Below are 14,973 nucleotides of genomic sequence, written 5' to 3'. Positions count from 1 at the left end.
GGCTGGCTGTCCCCGGTGGCGTTCACCGGCGCCGGAACCGCCGCGCCATGCGGCTGGGCCTGGGGGGAACCGGGCCGGGTTCCTGGGCGCGGGACGCGGCGCGCTGAGCCGGGGCCGCCCGTGATTCGGCCCGGGCACGCCACGCGGCGAGTTCGGCGTCGAGGTCCCGCAGCCGCGTGGTCACCGGGGGCCCGCCGGACAGCTGGCGGCGGGCCTCGATGATCCGAGCGTTGAAGTCGGCCAGGATGGCCCGCACGCGCGCCTCGGAGGCCTCGGCGTCCAAAGTTTGTTCGAGTTCAGCGTCTTCCTTGCGCAGCATTAAAGCCGGTGGGCCAAGGCCGCTGACGTGTTCGCGTTGCAGGAGCCCCTTGATCCACCAGTCGGGGTCGTCGGCGCCGCCCAGGCCGGGGATGGGCTTGCCGGCGTAGGCCAGGTTGTCGAAGTCCCCGCGGGCCATGGCGGCGTCAATGGCATTATTGGCGACCTCCCAGACCTGGTCTGATTCGTGGAACGCGCGTGGCGCGGTCTCCTGCCCCTCTCCCTCCCGGCCGAGGGTGCGCCCGGCCGCGCGGGCATGGTCGTCGGCAGGAACGGGCGTTTCCGCAGCGGCCCGGGCATCCCGGTACCTGGCCGCCCGCAGGGCATGGTCGCCGGATTCCCGGTGCTTGTTGCCGCGTGCCATCCGGCCACCCCGTTCCCCTGCCGCGGATTTCCTGTAAACAACCCTAGGCAGTGCTTCCGGCCAGGGTCAACGGCCCGCGGCATTCAAGGCAACGGGAAACGGGCCATGGGCGGCGGGCCATGGCGTGCCGGCCCCGGGAGGCGGACGGCGGAGGGGAGCCGCCCGCTACCGTGCCAGCGCCGCCGTGACGTCCGCCGCCACGGCCGCCAGGGCGCGGGCGGCCTCCTCCCGGGCGGCGGCGAGTTGGGCACGCCCGGCGGCGGGCACGATGACCTCCAGGTAGCACTTGAGCTTTGGTTCGGTGCCGCTGGGGCGCACAATCACCCGGCTTCCGTTTTCCGTCAGGTACAGCACGCCGTCCGTGGCGGGCAGCTCCGGGGTGCCCTCTGACAGATCTGTGAAGACCTCGACGGGGGAGCCGTCGAAGGCCTCCGGGGGCTCGGCGCGCAGATGCGCCATCATGGAGGTGATCTCCCCGAGGTCCTCCACCCGGATGCTGATCTGGTCGCTGGCGTGCAGCCCGTGCTCCAGGGCAAGGTCGTCCAGCACGTCAAACAGGGTCCGGCCCTCCGCCTTGAGCGCCGCGGCCATTTCGGCGATGAGCAGCCCTGCGGAGATGCCGTCCTTGTCCCGGACCAGTTCCGGCGCCACGCAATACCCCAGCGCCTCCTCGTAGCCGAACGTCAGGTGCGGCACCCGCGAAATCCACTTGAAGCCGGTCAGGGTCTGCACATGCGGGTAGCCGGCGGCGGCCGCAATCCGGCCCAGCAGCCTGCTGGAGACGATCGAGTTGGCGAACACGGGCACCTGGGCGGCATCCGGCGTCGTACCGGTTTGGGCGCGGCCGCCGCGGGAGGCCAGGTGGGAGCCAAGCAGGGCGCCCACCTCGTCGCCGTGGAACTTGCGCCACTGCCCGGTGGCCGGGTCCGGGGCGCCCACGGCGGCGCGGTCGGCATCGGGGTCGTTGGCCAGCACGACGTCGGCCCCCACCTTGTGTGCCAGGGCGAACGCCAGGTCGAGGGCGCCGGACTCCTCGGGGTTGGGGAAGGAAACGGTGGGGAAGTCCGGGTCCGGGGCGGACTGTTCGGGGACGGCGTGGATGTCGGTGAATCCGGCCTTGGTCAGCACGTCCAGGGCGGTGCCGTGCCCTACGCCGTGCATGGAGGTGTGGACGATGCGCAGGTCCCGTGACGGGAACTTTGCCGGGTCGGCGAGGGCCGTGACCGCGGCAACGTAGCCGGCGGCGAGGTCGTCGCCAAGCACCGTCCAGCCGGATTTGGCCAGCGGGATGGAGGAGGTGTCCCCGGCCTCCGCCGTGGTGGAGAACGTGGCGATGTGGGCGGCGATGCCGGCATCGTGGGGGGCCACGATCTGCACGCCGCGGGCCTCCGGTGCCACGGCCCGGCCGCCCAGGTAGACCTTGTACCCGTTGTCCGCCGGCGGGTTGTGGCTGGCGGTGACCATGACCCCGGCCTCGCAGTTCAGGTGGCGGACGGCAAACGCCAGCACGGGCGTGGGCAGGGCCGCCGGAAGAAGGAAGGTCTCGATGCCGGCCGCCGTGAAAATGGCCGCCGTCTCCGCGGCGAACGCGGCCGAGTTGTGCCGGGCGTCGTAGCCCACCACGGCGCGCGGGGTGTAGGCGGGCTGCTCGGATTGCTCCGGTGCGGGCCGGTCCGGGCCGGGCGGGTCCTGGCCCGGGTTGTCGCTACCGGGCAGGGGGGAGGGGAAGGTGTCGGGCGTTTCACGGCTGGATCCGTTCCGGGCGAGGTCCAGCAGGTGGGCGGCCACCCCGGCGGCCGCGCGGCGTACCACGGTCCGGTTCATGCGGTTCGGCCCCGGCGCCATGGCGGCGCGCAGCCCCGCCGTGCCGAACTGGAGGTTGCCGTCGAAGCTGTCCTCGAGCTCGGCGAAGGCGTCCGGGCTGCTGCCGGCACGGCCCGCCAGCGTCTGCAGCTGGGCTGCCGTGGCGGGGTCGGGGTCGTGGGCGGCCCACTGGGAGGCCGCGGCGGTCAGGGCGGCGGTTTCGCGTGCTGCGGCCGACTGGGAACGTGTTTGCGAAGAATGGGTCACCGGACCAATCTAGCGGCAGGGCGGGCGGCAGAGGTACACGGGGGGTGCCCCGCCCTGTTCCGTCCTGCGTGGCGCCCGCCACGGCCGGTGCGCAGTGGAGTGCCGGGCGCCGCCGTCGTGGCGTCGGCGGCGCGGAACGGGCCGGCCCGTGACCCGGTTCTTCCTCCACAGGACGGGTGACCCCGGGACTTGTCCACATTTGTCGGATGGGGCGTGTTGAGGCCGGCTGTTTCCGACCACGATGGAGTCATGAATTCGCTCAGGGGAACCCCCAACTTTCCGTCGCGGCGGCCATTGCCCGGCTCGGACAGGTTGCGCGGCAGTCCGAGTTGCTGTCTCTCGGGATCACTACCCGGCAGCTGCGCACGGGCGTCCGATTCCCGGCGGTGCGGTCCACCGCCTGTCCGGTGAACCGCACGCTGCTGGAGGTGTTGCGCCAATGTGTGACATGTGGCAGTGACCTGGAGGCACTCGTCATCCTGGAATCGGCGGTCGTCAAGAACAAGTGCAGCATCGACCAGCTCCGCACTGGGTTCTCGCGGAGGGGCGACACGCGTGCCCGCGGCATCGTCGAGAAGATCGATCCGCAGTCCATGGCCATCACCGAAACCGAGGGCAGGTTCCGGCTCAGGGACGCCGGGCACCTGGACCTGTTGGTGGACGGTGTCCTGGGCCTTGAGGGGGACGGGAAGGAACACCACGACACGGCGTCCGGCTGGGCCGAGGATCTGCGAAAGGACACCATGTATGTCCTGCGCGGCATGTGGCGGCTGCGGATTCCGGCTGCGGTGGTGCTCTACCGGCCGGATGTCATGCTGCGGAGGGTCCGACAGGCCCGGGCCATGATCCGGCCAGCACCGGGCCCGGGCCGAACGTGGCGCGGGACATTGTCCTGCGCCACGGCCGCAACTGGCATGGCGAGCAACAGGACGGCGGCGCGGGACCCGCGGACGCTACAGCTTGGCGATGATGTCCGCCAGCAGCCGGGAGATGCGCGGCCCGGCGGCCTGGCCGGCCTCGAGGACCTCGGCATGGCTGAGCGGCACCGGGCTGATGCCGGCGGCCAGGTTGGTGACCAGGGAGATGCCGAAGACCTCCATGCCTGCGGCGCGCGCGGCAATCGCTTCCAGCGCCGTGGACATGCCCACCAGGTCGGCGCCGATCCGCTTCGCGTACTGCACCTCGGCGGGTGTCTCGTAGTGCGGACCCGTGAACTGGGCATACACGCCCTCGTCCAGTGACGGGTCGACTTCGCGGGCCAGGGCGCGCAGGCGGGAGGAGTACAGGTCGGTCAGGTCCACGAAGGTGGCGCCCTCCAGGGGAGAAGCTGCCGTCAGGTTTATGTGGTCGCTGATGAGCACGGGCGTGCCGGGGGTCCAGGCCTCGTTGAGACCGCCGCAGCCGTTGGTCAGCACCATGGTCTTCGCTCCCGCGGCTGCCGCGGTGCGCACGCCATGGACCACGGCGCGGACGCCCTTGCCCTCGTAGAAGTGGGTGCGCGAACCCAGGACCAGCACGTTCTTGCCATCCGGGGTGCGGATGGACGTCAGCGTGCCAACGTGGCCCACGACGGCGGGGGCGGAGAAGCCGGGCACGTCCGCGGCGTTGAGGGTGGCGGTGGTCCCGCCGATGAGTCCGGCCGCCTCTCCCCAGCCGGAGCCCAGGACCAAGGCCAGGTCGTGTTGTTCGACGCCGGTGGCTTGGGCAATGTAGGCGGCGGCCCGGCGGGCCAGGTCCGCAGGGTCGGTGTCGGGGAAAGCTTCTTGGGTGTTCACGAGACCAACCTACCGGCAAGCCCTGGGACGCGCCACGCGCCCTGCGTCCCTGAGTCCGCGGGCTTGTAGAACTTGGTGCCTGTGCCCGGATAGGCGAGAATGTTCAATTGTGACCAGCGATCAAGATGTTAACCACCCCTTTGCCGTTCCGAGCCTGGCGATCCTTGGCGGTGGCCCCGGCGGCTATGAAGCCGCCATGGTTGCGGCCTCCATGGGCTCCGAGGTGACCATTGTGGAGCGGGCCGGCCTGGGCGGCGCCGCGGTGCTGACCGACGTGGTCCCGTCCAAGACGCTGATCGCCACGGCCGAATCCATGAACCGCAGCATTGACTCCACCGAACTGGGCGTGAGCTTCAACGCCGACGACGGTGACGTCAAGACAGCACTGCGCGCAGACCTCAAGCTGATCAACCGGCGCGTGAAGCTGCTGGCCCGGGAGCAGTCCACGGACATCCGCCGCGGCCTCGAGGCGCTGGGCGTGCGCATTGTGATCGGCACCGGCCGGCTTCTGGACGGGCGCACCATCGAGGTGGACCGCGGCGAGACCAAGGAAATCATCAAGGCCGACGCGGTGCTGGTCTCCGTCGGCGCCCACCCCCGCGAGCTCGCCACGGCCCAGCCGGACGGCGAACGCATCCTGAACTGGACCCAGCTTTACGACCTCGACGAACTGCCCGAGGAACTCATCGTGGTGGGCTCCGGTGTAACTGGCGCCGAGTTTGCCTCCGCCTTCAACGGACTGGGCTCCAAGGTCACCCTGATTTCCAGCCGCGAGCAGGTGCTGCCCGGCGAGGACTCGGACGCCGCCGCCGTGCTGGAACAAGTGTTTGAGCGCCGCGGACTGCGGGTGCTGTCCCGTTCCCGCGCCCAAGCTGTGGAGCGCACCGCCGACGGCGTCATCGTCACCCTGGGCGACGGCAGCAAGGTCACGGGCACGCACTGCCTGGTCTGCGTGGGATCCATCCCGAACACCACGGACCTTGGCCTGGAGGCTGCAGGGGTGGAACTGACCCCCAGCGGCCACATCAAGGTCGACGGCGTTTCCCGCACCAGCGCCCCCAACGTTTACGCCGCCGGCGACTGCACGGGCGTGCTTGCGCTGGCCTCCGTGGCGGCCATGCAGGGCCGCATCGCCGTGGCACACCTGCTGGGCGACAGCGTGCGCCCGCTCATGCTCACGCGGGTATCCTCCAACATCTTCACCTCGCCGGAGATCGCCTCCGTGGGCGTGTCCGAGGCCGACCTGGACGCCGGCAGGTACCAGGGCGACGTGGTCAAGCTGCCGCTGCAGACCAATGCACGGGCCAAGATGCGCAACGTCAACGACGGCTTCATCAAGATCATCGCGCGCAGGGGCTCGGGCACCATCATCGGCGGCGTCGTCGTGGGTGCCGGTGCCTGCGAGCTGATCTTCCCCATCGCCCTGGCCGTGGCCCAGAAGCTGCACGTGGACGACGTCGCCAACACGTTCACGGTGTACCCGTCCCTGTCCGGTTCCATCGCGGAGGCCGCGCGCCGCCTCCACGTCCACATGTAGCCCGCGTCTACAGGTAGCCCACGTCCACATGTAGCCCACGCCGCTGTAAGGTCATCCCGGCCCGGGGGCGCGCGGCAGCCGGATGCAAAAGCAGGCGCCGGCGGTGTCCGTGCCGGCCGGCTCCACCGTGAGCCGCAGTCCGAGCCGCTGGGCCAGCCGGGCGGCGATGGAGAGCCCCAGCCCGCTGCCCACGGGCCGTTGCCCGGCGTACCGCCGGTAGAGGACGCCCCGTTCAAACGCCACGGCGGCGTCCTGGACGGTCAGCCCGGGACCGCTGTCCCGCACATCCACCGCAACGACGGCGGGTCCGGCCCCGACGGCCGTCCCCATCCCTGATCCTGCCGCGGATACCGGGGATGCCGGCGAATATTCCAGCCTGGCTTCGAGCACCAGGGGTTTTCCTGCCGGCGTCACCCGCAGCGCGTTGCCGACCAGGGCATCGATGATCTGCCGCAGGCGCTGCCCATCCGTAACGACGGTCAGCGGGCCGCCACCGGCGGGCAGGCGGACTTCCAGCCGCACGCCGGCTTGGACTGCGGCCCCGCGCCAGGCCTCCTCCACCTGGTCCAGAAGGGCCGCGACATCCACGGGCCCCGCCTCCAAGGCAAAATCCTCCGCCTCCAGACGCGCCAACGCCAGCAGGTCCCGGACAAATCCGTCCAGCCGGTCCGTTTCAGCGGCCAGGACCTGCCCCACGCGGGCGACGTCGTCCGGCGGGACCAGCCCGTCGACCAAGGCTTCCGCGTATCCCCGCACCGCCGTCAGCGGGGTCCGGATCTCGTGGGAGATGGACAGCAGGAATTCGTGCTGGCGGGCCTCACTGGCCATAAGGGCATGATCCAAGGTGTTGACCGCCTCTCCGATGGCCCGCACTTCGGTCATGCCGGACGGCGCCAGCTCGACCGTGCGCTCGCCGGCGGCGATCCGGCGGGCGGCCGCCGCTGTCCGCACCAGTGGACGGGAGAGCCGCCGGGCCAGCAGGGTGCCTGCCAGGACCGCAATCAACAGTCCGATGGCGAGGGCCAGCAGCGTGCGCCCAAGCACTTGGGCGGACTCAGCGTTGACATCCTGAAGCGAACGGGTCAGCACAATGCCGCCGCCACGCTTCAGGACCCGTGCCTCCACCAGCAGCTGCCCGCCGTTCGCGTCCAGGGTCCGGGAGATCTTCTGCCCGGAGAGCACCTGCCCGATCTCGGCAGGCGAGAGGAGGTTGGCGGCGGCTCCCCGGACGGTTCCGGAGGCGGTGATGGTGGACAGCTTGTAGGTGTCCGGCCCCAGCAGGTAACGCTCCCGGAGGTCAAGGGCGCGCGACGCCCCGGGGACCGCGGCGTAGGCGTCCGCCTGCCGGGCGAGTTGCTGCCGGGCCTGGTCCACGGTGGCCGAGCTGATGAGGGGAAAGGCAACCAGCCCGGTGACGAGGACTGCCAGGACGGCGACGGCGGCAGTCACCAGCGTTATCCCTCCGCCCACCGAGTGAAGCCACGCCGTCGCGCCGTCGCGCAAGTGGGCCGTCCTGCGGGCCGGGCGTGCGCGATCGTTGTCCTTCATGGACGGCCGCTGGCGGGCGGCAGGCTGCGGGCCGTGTAGCCGACGCCGCGCAGGGTGTGGATCGGGCTGGCGGCGCCCAGCTTGGACCGGAGTGCGGCAATCTGGACGTCAACGGTCCGCCCTGCAGTGTAGCTGGCCTGCCCCCACACCGCGGAGAGGAGCTGTTCGCGGCTGTAGACGCGGCCGGGGCTGGCCAACAGGTAGGCCAGCACATCGAATTCCCGCGCCGTCAGCTCGACGGGGGTGCCGCCCGCGCTGACCGTGCGGTTGTCCGGATTCAGCGCCACGGAGCCGACCCGAAGCACTCCGCTGCGCGGGACCGCCGGGCCGCGGCGCAGCACCGTCTTGACGCGGGTGACGAGCTCGCGGGGGGAAAACGGTTTGGTCATGTAGTCATCCGCGCCCAGCTCCAAGCCCAGGATCTTGTCCACTTCCTCGTCCCGGGCCGTGACAAAAATGATGGGGGTCCAGTCATCCCGGGCGCGCAGCCGGCGGCAGAATTCGATCCCGTCAATGCCGGGCAGGCCGACGTCGAGCACAATGGCCACCGGCCGCTGGCTGTGTATCCTTTCCAGTCCTGCCTCACCGCTTGTCTCGACATGGACCCCAAAGCCGGCACGGCGCAGGTACAGGCGCTCGACGTCCGCGATCGCGCCGTCGTCTTCCACTATCAGGACCAGGCCGCGGGACTGCGGTGCCTCTGGGCCGATCGCTTGCTCCATGGTTCCATTGAACGCCCTGCGGACGCGCGTGGGGAGACGCGCCGCGCATTCTTTACCTGGCGCTTACATTCCCCAAACCGGGGGTGCATGCCGGTCAGCCATAGTGGAATCCCCACCGACCGGGGGAACATAACGAGACCCCGCACCCCCCTGCAGCCCCAGGAGCAGTCATGACCAGAGCCATCTTGAACACCGACCCCAACGCGACCACCACCGGGGCGCCGTCGGGCAGGCGGTGGCGCAAGCGCGCCGCGGCCGCAGCCGCCGGCGCCCTGCTCATCGGAGCGGGCGTCCTCGGGGCGACGGCCGCTTCCGCCGGAACGTCCCCGTCGCCAGCGCCCAGCCTGTCCGCGGCGACCGCCAGCGCACAAACTTCCGGCGCCCAAACTCCCGGTGCCCAGGCACGCGGAGCAAAGGCTCCACAAGCAGCCGCGAAGCATCCTGGCAGGCGTCCGGAGGTCCGCCTGCTCCGCAGGGAACTGCGCATCGACATCCAGGCGAAACCCGGGTTCGGGGACAAGGCCCATGTGGTGGCGTACGGCCTCATCCACCACCCCGCCGCCTTCGCCACGCTGCCCGCGCAACTGCGTACCGACCTGTTGTCGCTGGAGGCGGCCGCGGCGGGATCCCGCGACGCGGACGCGGCATCGATCAAGGACACCGCCCTGGGCGGTGGTTACGGCGCCACAATCCAAAAGGAAGCCAAGGCCATTGCCGCCAGACTTGCCGCCGCGCCGGCAACCCGGGCGCCGGCAACCCAGGCACCGGCATCTCAGGCGCCGGCGACCCAGGCACCCTAGCGGCCAGGGGCTGCCGGCCCCGCCCCATGAGAACTGTGGGTCGGAAACTGCACGATTGCACTGGACCATTTCGTCCGCCTCTCCGGTTGCACCACGCCGTTTCCGACGCAAAGCCGGCAGTGGCACAAGGCAGTGGCACAAGGCAGTGGCACAACGGTGGTGGCAGGGGGGGATCAGGCGGGTGTGGGGGCGCCCTGAAAATGCTGTTCGATCAGGGCCCGCACCTCGCCGTGGCAGCCGCCGCAGCCCGTGCCCGCCCTCGTCCGGGCGGACACCTCGGCCACGGTCCCGCAGCCTTCGGCCACGGCTGCGGCGATGGTCCGCTGGTCCACCCCGGCGCAGCGGCACACCGTCCGCGAGGGGTCGTTGGGCGCCGGCAGTCCCGCACTGTCCAGCCCGAGCAGCGCCGACCTGTCCGCGGGAAGCTCGGCGCCGCGCTCAAACAGCAGCACCAGCTCGGCAGCCGCCCGCGGCATGCCCACGCTGACGAACCCCTCCAGCACCCCGTCCCTGGTGGCCATCTTCACGTACTTGCCGTGTTCCGGGTCCGCCCACACGCTGACCCGCAGGGGCGCGGGGGCGCCAGCCACCGCGCCGGGACCGCCCGCCGGGTTGTCCAACGGCAAGGGGTCGAATGGCCCGGCCGCCACGTTCCCGGCGGCCGCCACATCCACGCCGCGGGCCTTCAGGAGCATGACGGGAGCCTGCTCGGCGGCCAGCGGCGGGGCCGGTTCCGCGGGCCGGACCAGAAACCCCGCCAGCCATTCCGCCTGCCGCCAGCCGGGCCCGATCAGCCCCTGCGGGCCGGCGCTGCCTGCGCATTCCCGGCAGCCGGCGTCAAGGCAGCGGATCTCGGCACAGTCGCCGATGGCGAAGACCTGGGGGTCGTGGTGGGCCTGCAGGGAGTGGTCCACCAGGATGCCCCGGGCCGTGCGCAGGCCGGACCCCGCCGCCACCTCGGTGCGCGGCCGCACCCCGCAGGAGAGGACCAGCAGGTCGCCTGGGACGGTGCCGCCCCCGTCGAGCTTCAGGGCCGTGAAGGAGGCCTCCGGCGGAACGTCCCCGGCAGGCGCCGCGTCCAGGACCACCGCCGTCGAGCGGGCATGGGCCGCCACGGCGATCCCGCGGGCCTGCAGCGCCCCGGCGAGCACCTGGCCGGCGTCGGCGTCGATGCTGCGGCCCAGCGTGTGGGCGCCGTGGTGGACCACCGTGACGCGGGCGCCCTCCTCGGCCGCAGCCAGCGCCGCCTCCACGCCCAGGATCCCGCCGCCGAGCACCACCACACGCCGACCGCCCAGCACGGCGCGGTGCAGGGTGGCGGCGTCCTTGAGGTCGCGCAGGGTGGTGACGCCGGCCGGCAGGCGCAGGGGCACGTTCGGGTCCGGGTTCAAGCCGTGGAGCTTGGGCACCACGGGCCGGGAACCGGTGGCGAAGACCAGCTTGTCGTAGTGCACGGCCCGGCCGTCGGAAAGGTGGACCAGCTGGCGGGCGCGGTCCACGCGCCGCACGCAGCGGCCCAGATCAAGCACGACGCCGGCCGCCTCCAGTTCCGCCGTGGCCGCCAGCGTGATGGCGTCCACCGTGGTCCGGCCCACGCCGAGATCGGCCACCAGAACGCGGTTGTACGCCGGGTGCAACTCGTCGCCCACCACCGTGACGCCCAGCTGCCCGGACTGGACGGCGGGCAGCAGCCCGTCGACCAGCCTGGCGGCGACGGGGCCGAAGCCGATGACCACGATGTGCGGCATGTGTGCCCTCGCCACCTGCGGCCCGGGGCGTTCCAGCGGCATCATGCGCCGCCCCTTTCAGTGGCCGGCGTTCCTGGCCGGGCGCCCGCCGCACGCAAGGCACCAGCCATGTCCACGGGGCCAGGGTCTGAAGCTCCCCTCGCCCCGGCCCGGAGCCCGGTGACGACCCGGTGCCCGGTGCTGCCCTGGCCTGCCGGGACCCTGCCGGGCGCCACCGTCACGGAGCTGGTCTTGAACTCGGGCATCCCGGACACGGGGTCCGTGGCGGAGGAGGTCAGCAGGTTGGCGCCCTGCAGGCCCGGGAAGTGGAACGGCAGGAACACGGTGTCCAGGCGCTGCGCCGTGCTGTATTCGGCGGTGCAGTGCGCCTCGCCGCGGGCATTGGCCACCGTGACGGGGCCGCCGTCGGGGATGCCGCGGGCGGCGGCCGCTGCGGGGTGGATGAGCAGCCGGGCCCCCGGGCTCGCCGCTGCCAGCTCCGGCACGCGGCGGGTCTGTGCCCCGGACTGGTAGTGCTCCAGCAGCCGCCCGGTGGCCAGCGCCAGGGCGCCGCCGGCGAACAGCGGGTCCCGGGTGACGGCGTCGTGCCCGCCCGTGGCGGCGGGGGCGACGGGCACCAGGGCCGCCCGGCCGCCGTCGTGCGCAAACGCGTCCAGGAACAGCCGCGGCGTCCCCGTGCCGCCGGACGGGTACGGCCAGTACGCGGCCGCGCCGCTGTCCAGCAGCGCGTAGTCGATCCCGGAATAGTCGGCGGGCCCGCCGGCCGACGCCGCCCGCAGCTCGGTGAAAACCGTCTCGGGGTCATCGCTGAAGCTGGACGGCGCGCCAAGCCGGGCGGCCAGCCCGGCCATGATCCACAGCTCGGAGCGGGCCCCGGGCGGCGGCGGCACGGCCGCGCGGCGGCGCAGCACGCGGCCCTCCAGGTTGGTCACGGTGCCGTCCTCCTCGGCCCACTGCAGCGCGGGCAGCACCACATCCGCCAGGGCCGCCGTCTCGGACAGGAAAAAATCGCACACCACCAGCGCGTCGAGGCTGCGCAGCCGGTCAACCACGCGGGTGGAGTCGGGCGCGGACACGGCCGGATTGGCCCCGTGCACAAAAAACATGCGGACCCCTCCGGGCCGCCCCAGCGACGCGAGAAGTTCGACGGCGGGAAGCCCCGGCCCGGGGATGGCGGCCTCCTCGACTCCCCAGACCTTGGCGACGTGGGCGCGGGCCGCAGGGTCCGTGATCTTGCGGTAGCCGGGCAGCTGGTCAGCCTTCTGGCCGTGTTCGCGCCCGCCCTGGCCGTTGCCCTGGCCCGTCAGCGTGCCGTAGCCGCTGTGCGCGGAGCCGGGCAGGCCCAGCAGCAGGGCCAGGTTGATGGCGGCGGTGGCGGTGTCGGTGCCGTCCACGTGCTGCTCCACGCCGCGGCCGGTGAGGATGTAGCTGCCGCCGCTGCGGGCGCCGGCGGCCAGCAGCCGCGCTGTTTCACGGAGCTGCGCCACGGGGACGCCGGTGGTGCGGCTGGTCCGTTCCGGCCACCAGGCGGCCACGCTGCGGGCCAGCGCGGCGTAGCCTGTGGTCCTGTCGGCGAGGTACGCCTTGTCCGCCAGGCCGTCGTGGATCACGAGGTGGCACAGGCCCAGAAGCAGGGCCAGGTCCGTGGCCGGGACGGGCTGGAGGTGGAGGCCGGCGCCGTCGGCAGTGAAGTCGGCCGTGGCCGTGCGGCGGGGGTCCACCACCACCAGGCCGCCGGACTCCCGGGCGCCCCGCAGGTGCTGCACGAACGGGGGCATGGTCTCGGCCACGTTGGAGCCCAGGAGAAGGATGGTGTGGGCGCCGTCCAGGTCCGAAACGGGGAACGGCAGGCCCCGGTCCACCCCGAAGGCGCGGTTGCCGGCCGCCGCGGCCGAGGCCATGCAGAACCTGCCGTTGTAGTCGATGCGCGACGTTCCCAGGGCCAGCCGGGCAAACTTTCCCAGCTGGTAGGCCTTCTCATTGGTGAGCCCGCCGCCGCCAAACACGCCGACGGCGTCTGCGCCGTGGGCGGCCCGGGTCGCGGTGACCTGGGCGGCCACCCGCCCCAGGGCCGCGTCCCAGCTGGCGGGGCGCAGCACGCCGTCGTCCGCCCGGACCAGCGGGGTGGTGAGCCGTTCCGGGTGGTCCAGGAGGGCGGCCGACGTCCAGCCCTTGCGGCACAGGCCCCCGCGGTTGGTGGGGAAGTCGCGGCCGGCTATCTCCGGCGGGCCTCCGGCCGCCGGGGTGATGGTCATGGCGCACTGCAGGGCGCAGTACGGGCAGTGGGTGTCCGCCCCCACTAGATGCCTACCAGGGAGGCTGCGGAGGAGCGGCGCAGGTAGACGAACCATGTCACGGCCATCAGCAGCAGGTAGGCGGCGACGAAGCCGGTGAAGGCGCCGGCGTAGCTGCCGGTGGCCAGCCGGGAGGCGTTGAGGACCTGGGGCACCAGAAAGCCGCCGTATGCGCCGAGGGCGGAGATCAGGCCGAGCGCGGCGGAGGCGCGGCGGGCCGAGCTGACGGCGCCCTGGCTGGCTGTGCCCTGGCTCGCTGTGCCCTGGCTGGGGGAGCGGAGTGCGAAGACCAAGGGGATCATGCGGTAGGTGGAGCCGTTGCCTGCCCCCGCGGCCGCGAACAGCACCAGGAACAGGGCGATGAACAGCGGAAAGCTGCCCAGCGGGAGCGTCAGCATTTGTGTCAGGGCGGTGAGGGCCAGAACGGCGAAGCAGGCCACGGTGACGCGGGCGCCGCCCCAGCGGTCGGCCAGCCGCCCGCCGAAGGGCCGGGCGAGCGACCCGACCAGCGCCCCCAGAAACGCCAGCGAGATGGTCGCTGTGCCGAGTGTGAACCCGACGTGCTGGCCGAAGGTGTCCGCGATCAGCTTCGGGAACACGGCGGAAAAGCCGATGAACGAGCCGAAGGTGCCCACGTAGAGCAGGGCCAGGATCCACAAATGGGGTTCCCTGAGGCAGGCCAGCGATCCGGCGATGTCAGACTTGGCGCTGGAAAGGTTGTCCATGCACTTCCAGGCACCCCACGCGGCCACCAGGACCAGAGGCACCCAGAGCAGCCCTGCCAGCGGCAGCCTGAGCGTGCCCGCGGCGAAGGCCGTGACGGCCACTGGGACCATAAGCTGTGCGACGGCGGCCCCCAGGTTCCCGCCGGCAGCGTTCAGTCCCAGCGCCCACCCCTTCTCGCGTGCCGGGAAGAAGTAGGTGATGTTGGCCATGGAACTGGCGAAGTTGCCCCCGCCCAGGCCGGCCAGCGCTGCCACGGCCAGCATGGCGCCGAACGGGGTGCCAGGGTTGCCCACGCAAACGGCCAGTCCCGTCGTGGGGGCCAGCAGCAGAAGTGCGGAGACGACGGTCCAGTTACGGCCTCCGAAGCGCGCCACCATGAAGGTGTAGGGGATGCGCAGCGTGGCGCCGACCAGGGACGGGACGGAGATCAGCCAAAAGAGCTCGGAGGAGCTGAAGTGGAAGCCGGCCGCGGGCAGGTACACCACCACGATCGACCACAGCTGCCAGACCACAAAGCCTAAAAATTCGCAGGCGATGGACCAGCGCAGGTTCCTTGTGGCAATGGTGCGGCCGCCGCCTTCCCACTGCTGCGTGTCCTCGGCGTCCCAGCCGTGGATCCACCGGCCGCTGGCGCCCTGCCGGCTGATTCCTCCGGCGGGGCCTTCGGCGGTGAGGGCCGGCTCCGTTGTTGCGTCGACTTTCACGTGTGACCTCCAGCGTTGAAAGAACAGTTGGTGTCCTTGACGCTATGGGGCCGCCGTTTCCGGGGCGGTCACCCGGTGTGAACTCCCTGTGACATCTCCCTCACCGGGTCGCCGTCGCAGCGGTGAGGGGCACATTGCCCCGTCAGGCGGTGTCCATATCCTGATGCGGATCGTCCATTGGGTGAACGCCGTTCGATGCTATCGGGGACAACGGCGTGGCTGGGGCGGCTTGTGCGGGCCGCAGGGGCACCCTGGTGGCCTCGCTGCTGGTCATCGCTTTCACGCACATGGGCCTCCCCTTCGGGCCGCCGGCGGCAGCACCGTCCTGGTGGGGCTGTACCTTTCCGCGATGGCCGTCCTGGCGCTC

The 14,973-nt window shown here is 71.8% G+C and carries 10 protein-coding genes; 2 read left to right on the top strand and 8 right to left on the bottom strand.

Translation table 11 applies throughout. The annotated features are described in order from the left end of the window. Positions 1–22 precede the first annotated feature (22 nt). From G6034_RS05455 to G6034_RS05445, 3 genes are all read right to left on the bottom strand, one after another. Positions 23–682 carry a DnaJ family domain-containing protein gene (locus tag G6034_RS05455; RefSeq protein WP_176634090.1) on the bottom strand — a complete coding sequence of 220 codons (660 nt, stop codon included), beginning with the start codon at positions 680–682 and terminating at the stop codon, positions 23–25. A gap of 165 nt (positions 683–847) precedes the next feature. Further along, positions 848–2,752 carry a phospho-sugar mutase gene (locus G6034_RS05450; RefSeq protein WP_425485465.1) on the bottom strand — a complete coding sequence of 635 codons (1,905 nt, stop codon included), beginning with the start codon at positions 2,750–2,752 and terminating at the stop codon, positions 848–850. A 953-nt stretch (positions 2,753–3,705) separates the two neighbouring features. Next, on the bottom strand, positions 3,706–4,527 hold the full coding sequence (locus tag G6034_RS05445) for a purine-nucleoside phosphorylase (RefSeq protein WP_176634089.1): 822 nt from the start codon (positions 4,525–4,527) through the stop codon (positions 3,706–3,708). Positions 4,528–4,636: 109 nt separating this feature from the next. On the opposite strand from G6034_RS05445, the gene G6034_RS05440 reads away from it, so the two are divergent. Beyond that, on the top strand, positions 4,637–6,064 hold the full coding sequence (locus tag G6034_RS05440) for an NAD(P)H-quinone dehydrogenase (RefSeq protein ID WP_176634088.1): 1,428 nt from the start codon (positions 4,637–4,639) through the stop codon (positions 6,062–6,064). 51 nt (positions 6,065–6,115) lie between these two features. Here the strand turns inward: G6034_RS05440 and G6034_RS05435 are convergent, their stop codons facing one another. Both G6034_RS05435 and G6034_RS05430 read right to left on the bottom strand, forming a co-directional pair. Next, complete coding sequence (locus G6034_RS05435) at positions 6,116–7,612, bottom strand: sensor histidine kinase (RefSeq protein ID WP_176634087.1); 1,497 nt, start codon at positions 7,610–7,612, stop codon at positions 6,116–6,118. Beyond that, positions 7,609–8,334 (bottom strand): response regulator transcription factor, encoded by a 726-nt coding sequence (locus tag G6034_RS05430; protein WP_218063606.1) that lies wholly within the window; start codon positions 8,332–8,334, stop codon positions 7,609–7,611. The genes G6034_RS05435 and G6034_RS05430 overlap by 4 nt, the downstream gene beginning before the upstream one ends. Positions 8,335–8,504: 170 nt before the next feature. Between G6034_RS05430 and G6034_RS05425 the strand changes: the two genes are divergently transcribed. Then, positions 8,505–9,134: a hypothetical protein gene (locus G6034_RS05425; RefSeq protein ID WP_176634086.1), complete on the top strand. Its 630-nt coding sequence runs from the start codon at positions 8,505–8,507 to the stop codon at positions 9,132–9,134. A gap of 173 nt (positions 9,135–9,307) precedes the next feature. On the opposite strand, the gene G6034_RS05420 is transcribed toward G6034_RS05425, so the two are convergent. From G6034_RS05420 to G6034_RS05410, 3 genes are read right to left on the bottom strand one after another with little or no spacing between them, the layout of a single operon-like run. Next, positions 9,308–10,927, bottom strand: a complete 1,620-nt coding sequence (locus G6034_RS05420) for an FAD-dependent oxidoreductase (RefSeq protein ID WP_246295318.1) — start codon at positions 10,925–10,927, stop codon at positions 9,308–9,310. Beyond that, positions 10,924–13,137 (bottom strand): molybdopterin oxidoreductase family protein, encoded by a 2,214-nt coding sequence (locus G6034_RS05415; RefSeq protein WP_246295317.1) that lies wholly within the window; start codon positions 13,135–13,137, stop codon positions 10,924–10,926. The genes G6034_RS05420 and G6034_RS05415 overlap by 4 nt, the downstream gene beginning before the upstream one ends. Positions 13,138–13,181: 44 nt before the next feature. Further along, complete coding sequence (locus G6034_RS05410; RefSeq protein ID WP_176634084.1) at positions 13,182–14,606, bottom strand: MFS transporter; 1,425 nt, start codon at positions 14,604–14,606, stop codon at positions 13,182–13,184. Positions 14,607–14,973: the final 367 nt, after the last annotated feature.

Source organism: Arthrobacter wenxiniae (genome assembly GCF_013376105.1).
Lineage (GTDB): Bacteria > Actinomycetota > Actinomycetes > Actinomycetales > Micrococcaceae > Specibacter > Specibacter wenxiniae.
The sequence above is the reverse complement of the archived record's forward strand: the minus strand, read 5'-3'. Positions and strand labels throughout refer to the sequence as shown.